The sequence below is a fragment of the Kitasatospora arboriphila genome, assembly GCF_039528095.1.
GTDB lineage: Bacteria > Actinomycetota > Actinomycetes > Streptomycetales > Streptomycetaceae > Kitasatospora > Kitasatospora arboriphila.
Window position 1 is genome coordinate 21,733 of sequence record NZ_BAAALD010000093.1, and the last position, 8,328, is coordinate 30,060.

Annotated in this window: 7 protein-coding genes and 1 pseudogene; 6 read left to right on the top strand and 2 right to left on the bottom strand. The window is 75.9% G+C overall.

What is annotated here, in order from left to right:
- Positions 1 to 89 precede the first annotated feature (89 nt).
- A complete protein-coding gene (locus ABD353_RS32265) occupies positions 90 to 1,613 on the bottom strand; it encodes an SDR family oxidoreductase (RefSeq protein ID WP_344627236.1) in 1,524 nt (507 codons plus the stop codon).
- A gap of 50 nt (positions 1,614 to 1,663) precedes the next feature.
- Positions 1,664 to 2,719, bottom strand: a complete 1,056-nt coding sequence (locus ABD353_RS32270; RefSeq protein WP_344627242.1) for a spore photoproduct lyase family protein — start codon at positions 2,717 to 2,719, stop codon at positions 1,664 to 1,666.
- Positions 2,720 to 3,065: 346 nt separating this feature from the next.
- On the opposite strand from ABD353_RS32270, the gene ABD353_RS32275 reads away from it, so the two are divergent.
- The 6 genes and pseudogenes from ABD353_RS32275 to ABD353_RS32300 all read left to right on the top strand — a co-directional run.
- A complete protein-coding gene (locus ABD353_RS32275) occupies positions 3,066 to 3,650 on the top strand; it encodes a sigma-70 family RNA polymerase sigma factor (protein ID WP_344627237.1) in 585 nt (194 codons plus the stop codon).
- Positions 3,647 to 4,414 (top strand): anti-sigma factor, encoded by a 768-nt coding sequence (locus ABD353_RS32280; RefSeq protein ID WP_344627238.1) that lies wholly within the window; start codon positions 3,647 to 3,649, stop codon positions 4,412 to 4,414. Before ABD353_RS32275 ends, ABD353_RS32280 begins: the two co-directional genes overlap by 4 nt.
- 214 nt (positions 4,415 to 4,628) lie before the next feature.
- Positions 4,629 to 5,960, top strand: coding sequence for an NAD(P)/FAD-dependent oxidoreductase (locus ABD353_RS32285; protein WP_344627239.1), 1,332 nt, complete (start codon positions 4,629 to 4,631; stop codon positions 5,958 to 5,960).
- Complete coding sequence (locus tag ABD353_RS32290) at positions 5,957 to 6,772, top strand: DUF1365 domain-containing protein (RefSeq protein WP_344627240.1); 816 nt, start codon at positions 5,957 to 5,959, stop codon at positions 6,770 to 6,772. The genes ABD353_RS32285 and ABD353_RS32290 overlap by 4 nt, the downstream gene beginning before the upstream one ends.
- On the top strand, positions 6,769 to 8,091 hold the full coding sequence (locus ABD353_RS32295) for a class I SAM-dependent methyltransferase (protein ID WP_344627241.1): 1,323 nt from the start codon (positions 6,769 to 6,771) through the stop codon (positions 8,089 to 8,091). The genes ABD353_RS32290 and ABD353_RS32295 overlap by 4 nt, the downstream gene beginning before the upstream one ends.
- A pseudogene (locus tag ABD353_RS32300) lies at positions 8,088 to 8,328 on the top strand (SAM-dependent methyltransferase); the annotation flags it as partial. The gene ABD353_RS32295 and the pseudogene ABD353_RS32300, both read left to right, overlap by 4 nt.

The following is an 8,328-nucleotide window of genomic DNA, read 5'->3' on the forward strand; positions in this document are numbered from 1 at the left end:
CACACGGACGCGCACCAGAGGCCAACCGGAACTGCCGGGTTCGCCATCCTCGGACCGCGCAGTTCCCCGCGCCCCTGGGGTGCTGCCTCTCAGACGGCCTGGGCGCGTTCGGTGATGTTGCGGGCCATGCCGCCGAAGACGACGGCGTGGAAGGGGGCGACGGACCACCAGTAGGCGTGGCCGGCGAGGCCGTGGGGGTGGAAGAGGGCCCGTTGGCGGTAGAGGGCGCCGCCGTTGCCGTCGGGGGCGACCGAGAGTTCCAGCCAGGCCGGGCCGGGCAGCCGCATCTCGGCCCGCAGCCGCAGCAGCCGCCCCGGTTCGATCTCCTCGACCCGCCAGAAGTCCAGCGAGTCGCCGACCCGCAGCCGGGCCGGGTCGCGTCGCCCGCGCCGCAGCCCGACCCCGCCGACCGCGCGGTCCGCCCACCCGCGCAGGGCCCAGGCGAGCGGGAAGGAGTACCAGCCGTTCTCGCCGCCGATGCCTTCGACGACCCGCCAGACGGATTCCGGTGCGGCGTCGACGTGGCGTTCGCGGACGTCCTGGTAGAGGCTGCCGCCGGCCCAGTCGGGGTCGGTGGGCAGCGGGTCGCTGGGGGCGCCGGGGAGGGAGGCGGAGGACCAGCGGGTGGAGACCTGGGCGTCGCGGATGCGGCGCAGGGCGAGGCGGACGGCGTCGTCGAAGCCGATCAGGCCCTGCACCGGCCGGTGGAGGCCGGGGACGGTCTGTTCGGGCGGGTCGGGGACGTACCGGGCGATGTCGTGCTCGGCGCAGACGACTTCGTGCCGCAGGGATTCGACGAGCGGCCGGGCGATGGAGTTGGGGACGGGGGTGACCAGGCCGACCCAGTGGCCGGAGAGCCGGGGGGTGAGGACGGGCACCGGGACGATCAGCCGGCGGGGCAGGCCGGCGACGGCCGCGTAGCGGAGCATCATCCGGCGGTACGTCAGGACGTCGGGGCCGCCGATGTCGAAGGCCCGGTTGACCTCGGGCGGCAGGTCGGCGGCGGCGACCAGGTAGCGCAGCACGTCGCGGACGGAGATCGGCTGGATCCGGGTGCCGACCCAGCTGGGCGTCACCATCACGGGCAGCCGTTCGGTGAGGTAGCGGAGCATCTCGAAGGAGGCGGAGCCGGAGCCGATGATGACCGCGGCGCGCAGTTCGGCGGTGGGCACCCCGCTGGCGCGCAGCACCCGGCCGACCTCGGCGCGGGAGCGCAGGTGCGGGGAGAGTTCGCCGGCGGGGACGCCGGCGGGCACGAGTCCGCCGAGGTAGACGATCCGCCGGACGCCGGCCCGGGCGGCGGCCGCGCCGAACGCCCGGGCGGCCTCGCGGTCGGTGCGTTCGAAGCCGGGGCCGGTGCCGAGGGAGTGGACGAGGTAGTAGGCGGTGTCGACGCCCTCGAAGGCGGCGGTCAGGGTGTCCGGCCGGGTGACGTCACCGGTCGCGGTCTCCACCCGGGCCCGCCAGGGGTGGTCGCGCAGCCGTCGGGGGTCGCGGACCAGGCAGCGCACGGTGCGGCCGGCCGCGAGGAGTTCGGGCACCAGGCGGCCGCCGATGTACCCGGTGGCGCCGGTCACCAGGCAGTGCGGCGGCCGGGCGGTCTGGTCGGTCATCGGTCCTCCCGGGGCGGTGGGCCACCGGGCGGTGGCCGCTGGACGGTCGGTCAGAAGGCGTACCGCACCCTGAGCCAGGGCGCGTACCGGTCGATCAGGCCGCGGAGCTCGGCGAGCGCCGCCGCCTTGCCCGCGGCCCGGTAGCGGACGTTGCGGGCGCCGTTCCCGGAGGTCTTGGCCTCCTGGAGGGCGGGCCGCCACAGCAGCTCCTCGGCCTTGGGGTGCCAGCCGAGGTTGACCTCGTGCAGTTCGCGGTTGTGGGTCAGCATGATGATCTCCGCCGCGGCCTGCGCCTTCACGGCGGCGGGCAGCATGTCGTCCATCCGGTGCAGCAGCTCGGCCCAGTCGCGCTGCCAGCCGGCACGCAGGACGACGGGGGAGAGGTTGAAGTGCACCTCGTACCCGGCGTCGAGGAAGTCGCCGGCGGCGGCGATCCGCTCGGGGACGGGCGTGGTGCGGACGTCCAGCAGCCGGGCGTCGGCGGGCGGCATCAGCGAGAAGCGGATCCGGGTGCGGCCGCGCGGGTCGAGGGCGAGCAGGTCGCGGTTGACCCACTTGGTGGCGAAGGAGGCCTTGGCGGTCGGCCACCCGCGGAAGGCGCGGACCAGGTCGGCGGTGTTGTCGCAGATCAGGGCGTCCACCGAGCAGTCGTTGTTCTCGCCGATGTCGTACACCCAGGCGGTGGGGTCGCACTGGTTGGGCGCGGGCTTGCGGCCCTGCCGGCGGACGTGGCCGGCGAGGTGGGCGACGATCCGGTCGATGTTGGTGAAGACGGTGATCGGGTTGGCGTAGCCCTTGCGGCGCGGTACGTAGCAGTAGGCGCAGGCCAGCGCGCAGCCGTTGGCGGAGCTGGGGGCGATCCAGTCGGCGGAGCGGCCGTTGGGCCGGGCGGCGAGGGTCTTCTTCACCCCGAGGACCAGGACCTCGCTCTTGATCCGCGCCCACCGTTCGACGTTCCCGGCGTTGCCGTGCAGGTGCGGGATCCGCCAGTGCGAGTCGACCTCGACCACCCGGGCGCCGGGGAAGCGTTCCAGCACCTGCCGGCCGCGCGGGGAGGCGGCGGCCGCCGGTTCGGCGAAGATCTCCCGGACGTGGAAGAGCGGCATCGGGCGGCGGTCGGTGGGCACGGTGAAGGTCTCCGGGCGGTTCGGGGTCGGACGGGTCTCGCGCGCGGTGCTTCGGAGCCGGCCGCGGATCGGATGGGTGCCGGTCCTTCCCGTCCGGGACGGTGTGCGGGCGGGCGGGTTCCGCCATGCTGGTGCGGCCCGCGGGCAATCCGGCGGGCGTCCGGTTCCGAATGCACCGTGCCCGACGACCGCCGCCGCCCGTGGACGGCGCGGTCCCACCGACGACCAGGAGGTTCCCGATGCCCGTCATCCGTCCGACGGGCAGGCCGCACGCCTGCCCGGCCCGACCGGCGGTCCGCGCCGCCCGACCGAGCGGGGTGGCGGATTGAGCACGGTGGTCCACCTGTCCGGTCCGCAGCGCCGCGGCCCGGACCTCAAGGAGCTGGTCGCCCAGGTGGCGTTCGGCGACCAGGACGCGTTCGGGCGGCTGTACGACGTGGTGGCGGGCCCGGTCTTCGGCCTGGTGCGCCGGGTGCTGCGGGACCCGGCGCAGTCGGAGGAGGTGACCCAGGAGGTGATGCTGGAGGTGTGGCGGACGGCCGCCCGCTACCAGCCGGACCGCGGCGAGGTGATGTCCTGGGTGCTGACGATGGCGCACCGCCGGGCGGTCGACCGGGTCCGCTCCGCGCAGGCGACGGCCGACCGGGAGCAGCGGGTCGCCGCCCGCTCGCACGTGCCGGCCTTCGACGAGGTCGCCGAGCAGGTGGAGGGCCGCCTGGAGCGCGAGCAGGTGCGGCGCTGTCTGAGGATGCTGACCGAGCTCCAGCGCCAGGCCGTCACCCTGGCCTACTACCGGGGCTACTCGTACCGTGAGGTGGCGGACATGCTGAGCGCGCCGCTGGGCACCGTGAAGACCCGGATGCGGGACGGTCTGATCCGGCTGCGGGACTGCCTGGGGGTGGAGTCGTGACCGGCGGAGCCGAACTGCACACGCTGACCGGCGCGTACGCGGCCCATGCCCTGGAGGGGCCGGAGCTGGCGGAGTTCGAGCGTCACCTGGCCCTGTGCGAGGCCTGCGCGCTGGAGGTCCGGGAGTTCGCCGCCACCCTGGCGCGCCTCGGTGCCGCGGAGGCCGAGACGCCGCCTGCCGAGCTGCGGGCCCGGGTGATGGCGGGCATCGGGTCCGTCCGCCAGCTCGCGCCGCCGTCCGCGGTGCCGCCCCCGGAGGTGCCGCCGCAGCCGACCGGGCGGCGCCGCCGGAGCAAGATCGTCCGGAACTGGCCGAAGTTCGTGCTGGCGGCGTCGGTGGCGCTGGCCGCGGCGCTCGGCGGCCTCGCGGTCGACCAGAGCCGGCGGGCCGACGAGGCCGATGCGCGGGCCGCGCAACTGCAGGCCCAGCAGGCCGCGTTCGGCAGCCTGCTGACCGCGCCGGACGCCCGGACGGCGACCGCGACCGCCGGCCCCGGCGTCGGCACGGTGGTCTGGTCGCAGAGCCGCGGCCAGGCCGGGTTCCTGGCCTCCGGAATGCCGGCGCTGCCCGCCGGCAAGACCTACGAACTGTGGTTCGACGACGCCGGGACGATGCGGCCGGCCGGACTGATGCCGGCCTCCGGCGGTTCGCTGCTGCTGCAGGGGCCGCTGAACGGCGCGGTCGGCGTCGGCGTGACGGTGGAACCGGAGGGCGGCTCGGCGCACCCGAGCGGCACGCCGGTGATGCTGCTGCCGTTCAGCTGAGCGCGGGCACCTGCCCCCCGCCCGCGGGGGCAGGTGCCGGCCCGTCCGCACGCCACGGCAACTCCGCACCGATCGAGGGCAATCCGCCCGGCGTACCGCTCCGAAGTACCGGTAGCCAGTGAAGGAGCGGCCCGCCGGCAGTGCGGGCCCGTGCAGTGGAGGGGGCCCCGTGACAGTGTCCGGAACAGTGCCGCAACCGGCGGGCGGAGCACGCGTGCGGCCGGCGCCCGCGGGCCGCACCGTCGCCGTGGTCGGCGGCGGAGTGGCCGGGCTGACCGCCGCCCACGAACTCCGGCGGGCCGGTGTGGACGTGCACCTCTTCGAGGCGCAGGCCCGGCTCGGCGGGCACGCCCACACCCAGAGCGCCGTCGGCGCCGACGGCCGGGAGGTGCCGCTCGACACCGGGTTCCTGGTGCACAACCACCGCACCTACCCGTACCTGGTGCGGCTGTTCCACGAACTCGGCGTGCAGACCCGCGAGAGCGACATGAGCATGTCCGTCCAGTGCCGCGGCTGCGGCCTGGAGTACGCCGGAGCCCGCGGCCCCGCCGGACTGCTCGCCCGCCCCGACGCCCTGCTCCGCGGCCGCTACCTGCGGATGCTCGCCGAGGTGCCGCGCTTCCACCGCCGCGCCCGCCGGCTGCTCGCCGACCCCGGCGCCGGCGACCCCTCGCTGCGCCGCTTCCTCGACGAGGGCGGCTTCTCCCGGTACTTCACCAGCCACTTCATGACCCCGGTGGTCGCCGCCGTCTGGTCCTGCGCCCCCGACCTGGCCGGCGACTACCCGGCCCGCTACCTCTTCGCCTTCCTGGAGAACCACGGCATGCTCGGCGTCACCGGCTCGCCGACCTGGCGCACCGTGGTCGGCGGCTCCCGCACCTACGTCGAGCGGATCGCCGAACGCCTCACCGCCGTCCACCGCTCCGCCCCCGTCACCGCGGTGCACCGCCACCACGACGGCGTGGAGATCACCACCGCGGACGGCCGCCGCACCGCCGCCGACGCCGTCGTGGTCGCCACCCACGCCGACCAGGCGCTCGCCCTGCTCGCCCGCCCGACCCGCGCCGAACGCGAGGTGCTCGGCGCCTTCCGCTACTCCCGCAACCCCACCGTGCTGCACCGCGACGCCTCCCGGCTGCCCCGCGCCGCCTGGGCCCGCGCCTCCTGGAACTACCGGATGGCCGACTGCGGCGGCAGCGCCGAGAGCGTCCAGGTCAGCTACCACCTCAACCGGCTGCTCGGCCTCGACACCGCCGAGGACTACCTGGTGACGCTCAACGCCGACCGGCACGACCCGCCCGCCGAGGAGGACGTCGTCTCCCGCACCGTCTACGAGCACCCCGTCTACACCGCCGAGACGATCGCCGCCCAGCGCCGGCTGCCCGAACTCACCACCGGACGCACCGCCTTCGCCGGCGCCCACCACGGCTGGGGCTTCCACGAGGACGGCTGCCGCTCCGGTGTGCAGGCCGCGCACGCCCTGCTCGGCCTGCCCGCCGAGGACGGCGCCGCCGCCCGGTCCGGACTACCGGCGGGTGTCCGATGACCGCCGCGGCCGCCACCGCCGACACCGGCCGCAGCACGGCCGCGCTGCCCGGCCCCTGGGGCGCCGCCCTGTACGAGTGCGCGATCACCCACGTCCGCACCGCCCCGGTGCGGCACGCCTTCCGGCACCGCACCTACCTGTGGCTGGTCGACCTCGACCACCTGCCCGTGCTGCCCCGGGCGCTGCGCCCGCTCGCCCGCTTCCGGGCCGCCGACCACCCCGGCGACCCCCGCGGCACCCTGCGCGGCAACCTGGCCCGCTACCTCGCCGGGCAGGGCGTCGACCTCGCCGGCGGCCGGGTCCTGATGCTCGCGCAGGCCCGCTCGCTCGGGTACGTCTTCAACCCGCTCACCGTCTACTGGTGCCTGGCCGCCGACGGCACCCCGTTGTGCACCGTCGCCGAGGTGCACAACACCTACGGCGGCCACCACCGCTACCTGCTGCGGCCCGGCGCCGACGGCCGCGCCTCGGTGGCCAAGGAGTTCTACGTCTCGCCGTTCTTCCCCGTCGACGGCCGGTACCGGATGGCCCTGCCCCGGCCGGGCGAGAGGCTCGCCCTGACCGTCCGTCTGGAACGCGACGGCGCGAGCCCGTTCGTCGCCACCGTGCGCGGCCGCCGCCGGCCGGCCGGCCCGGCCGCCCTGTTGCGGGCCGCGCTGCGGCACCCGCTCGCCACCCTCGCCGTCAGTGTGCACATCCGCCACCAGGGCATACGCCTCCTGCTGAAGGGCCTGCCCGTCCACCCCCGCCCCAGGCCCCTGCCCGACGACCGCACCGGTTCCGCCGCCACAGAAGAGGTGTCCGCCCCGTGACCCGGCCCGCCGAACTCCCCACCGCACCCGCCGCCGCACCGGCCGCCGAGCCCGCCGCCCCGCCGACCGCCGAGGTCGACCGGACCCGCTGGCCCGACGTCGCCCGCGTCCCCCGTGCGCAGCTGCGCGCCGCCCTCGCCGGACGCCTGCTCCGGCGGGTCGCCCACCGCCGCGGCCTGGACGTCCGGCTGCCCGACGGCAGCCAGCTGGTCGCCGCCCCGCCCGGCGCCCCGGTGCTCCGCCTGCACCGGCCCGCGGACTTCCTCGCCCGGGTCGGCGCCACCGGCCTGATCGGCTTCGGCGAGTCCTACCAGGCCGGCGACTGGGACGCCCCCGACCTGGTCGGCCTGCTCTCCGTGCTCGCCACCGCCCCCGAGACCCTCGTCCCGACCGGTGCCCAGTGGCTGCGCCGCCTCTACGTGCAGCGGCCGCCCGCCACCGTACTCCCCACCGCCGACAACGCCCGCCGCAACATCCACCACCACTACGACCTGTCGAACGAGCTCTTCGCGCTCTTCCTCGACCGGACGATGACCTACTCCTCCGCGGTCTTCGACACCACCCCCTCCGGCGCCCCCCTCGCCACCTGGGACGACCTGCCCCAGGCCCAGCACCGCAAGATCGACCTGCTGCTCGACCTGGCCGCCGTCGGCCCCGGCAGCCGCGTCCTGGAGATCGGCACCGGCTGGGGCGAACTCGCCCTGCGCGCCGCCGCCCGCGGCGCCCGCGTCACCAGCCTCACCCTCTCCGAGGAGCAGCTCGCCCTCGCCCGCCGCCGGATCGCCCGGGCCGGCCTCGCCGACCGCGCCGAGGTCAGGCTCTGCGACTACCGCGCCGCCGAGGGGCAGTACGACGCCGTGGTGAGCGTGGAGATGATCGAGGCCGTCGGACGGCAGTTCTGGCCCGAGTACTTCCGCACCATCGACCGCGTCCTCGCCCCCGGCGGCCGGGCCGCCCTGCAGGCCATCACCATGCCGCACGACCGCATGATCGCCAGCAGCAACACCTACACCTGGATCCTCAAGTACATCTTCCCCGGCGGCCTCATCCCCTCCGTGCAGGCCATCGACCAGGCGACCGCCCGGCACACCGCGCTGCGGGTCACCGCCGACCACGCCTACGGCGCGCACTACGCCGAGACCCTGCGGCTGTGGCGCGAACGCTTCACCGACCGCGCCGCGGACGTCGCCGCGCTCGACTTCGACCAGGTCTTCCGCCGCACCTGGGAGCTCTACCTCGCCTACTCCGAGGCCGGGTTCCGCACCGGCTACCTCGACGTCCGGCAGATCCTGCTCACCCGCGAGGAGACCGCCCGGTGACCGCCGCCGACCGCCTCGAAGACCTGCTCACCGACCTGCTCGGCCCGCTGCCGTTCCGGCTCCGCGCCTGGGACGGCTCCACCGCCGGCCCCGACGGCACCCCCACCGTCGTGCTGCGCCGCCGCCGCGCGCTGCGCCGGCTGCTCTGGCAGCCCGGCGAACTCGGCCTCGCCGACGCCTACATCACCGGCGACCTGGACGTCGAGGGCGACCTCGGCGAGGCCCTCGGCGCCGTCC